The sequence below is a fragment of the Metallococcus carri genome (assembly GCF_011440275.1).
GTDB lineage: Bacteria > Actinomycetota > Actinomycetes > Actinomycetales > Dermatophilaceae > Metallococcus > Metallococcus carri.
Genome location: NZ_JAAOIV010000021.1, coordinates 1 through 1,410 on the forward strand (window position 1 = coordinate 1; position 1,410 = coordinate 1,410).

The following is a 1,410-nucleotide window of genomic DNA, read 5'->3' on the forward strand; positions in this document are numbered from 1 at the left end:
CGACGCTTCTATGTTCGTCAAGCGGCGGTGAGGTCGGGTTGTGGTGGTGTGGGGTGTGCTGCGGTCAGGACGCGGTAGATCTTGCGGGTGAGGTAGGCGCGTAGGCAGCGTTTGGCTTCTTGGGGTGTTTTGCCTTCGGCGACGCGGCGGGCGATGTAGGCCTTGGATTCGGGGGTGCGGCAGCGGGTTAGCACGATCGAGGCGATGGCTTTGTTCAGTCGTCGGTCGCCGCCGCGGTTGAGGCGGACTTTGTGGGTGTTGCCGGACTGGATCGGGATGGGCGCGACGCCGGCGATGGAGTTCATCGCGGCGGCCGAGCGGATCCGTCCGGGGTGGGACCAGACGGTCAGGATGATCGCTGCGTTGATCGGGCCGACGCCGTACAGGTCCAGCAGCTCGGGGGCTTGGGCGGTGACGATCTGGTGGATCTGGGTGGCGTTGGCGCGGCGTTGGGTGGCCAGTGCTTGGATCTCACGGGCGTACTCGCGGGCGAGTCGCCGCAGGATCGCCTGGGCGCGGTCTTCGTGGCGGGTGCGCCAGTGGGCGATCTGGTGGATCTGCGCGGCGCTGAGCGCGGTGCGGGCGTCCACCCCCAGGGCGTGGGTGCGGAGCAGGCTGGTGAGCATGTTGATCGCGGTGGTGTGCCGGTCGTTGAGTTCCTCACGCCGGGCCAGCAAGGCTTGCAACGCCGCCCGGATCCCGCCGCTGCGCCGGTCGCGCAGGGTGTTCAGGTCCATCCCGGTGATCGCGCGGGCCGCGGTGATCGCGTCGGCCTGATCGCTCTTGCCGCGCCCGCGGATCCGTGCTCGTGCCGGGGTGGGTGCTTCCACCACCCGGTACCCGGCCTCGTGCAGCAGCTGCGCCAAGGGCGCCCCGTAGGAGCCGGTGCCCTCGGCACTGATCAAGGTGCGCTCGACCTGCCCACCAGCCCGGTCACTGATCCAGGTCAGGGCACGAGCCAGCCCGGCTGGTGTGGTCGGGAAGGCCCGGTCATCGATGACCGCGCCGGTCGCGGCGTGGATCACCGCGAAGTGATGCGTCGCGGCGTGGGTATCCACCCCAACGACATAGGTGTAAGTGTCTGCCACGATGGTCATGGCGTTCGGTATCCCTTCCAAGAGAACTGACGTCGCTGCCGGTGCCGGCTCTCCTGGGGTGAGTCACCTCGAGACAATCCTGTAATGAGTCACAACCCGGAAGGTCACCCTCCCAGGTTGGACAGGCTTCTGATCAGGCCATCGAAGTGGGCCAGGGGTCCGGCGCCGGCCCTCACGCAGCCGTCAAATCGAGGCAAAGACACCGACCACACGGGCCGGGTCAGCTGGTTGATGAGACAGACCACGCGAGAGCCAACACCTACCCTGCCAGCCAGCCCCAGGCCAGCCACCCACACACTTACAGCTGGTTGAG

At 67.7% G+C, this 1,410-nt stretch carries 1 protein-coding gene; it reads right to left on the bottom strand.

Annotated features, from left to right (window positions below; all coding sequences use genetic code 11):
- Positions 1-17: 17 nt before the first annotated feature.
- Positions 18-1,097: an IS110 family RNA-guided transposase gene (locus tag G9U51_RS16995; RefSeq protein WP_166198793.1), complete on the bottom strand. Its 1,080-nt coding sequence runs from the start codon at positions 1,095-1,097 to the stop codon at positions 18-20.
- Positions 1,098-1,410: the final 313 nt, after the last annotated feature.

What these genes read in the sequence shown, in the direction of transcription:
- G9U51_RS16995 (WP_166198793.1), bottom strand. Translation starts at nt 1,097, where the DNA reads ATGACCATCGTGGCAGACACTTACACCTATGTCGTTGGGGTGGATACC.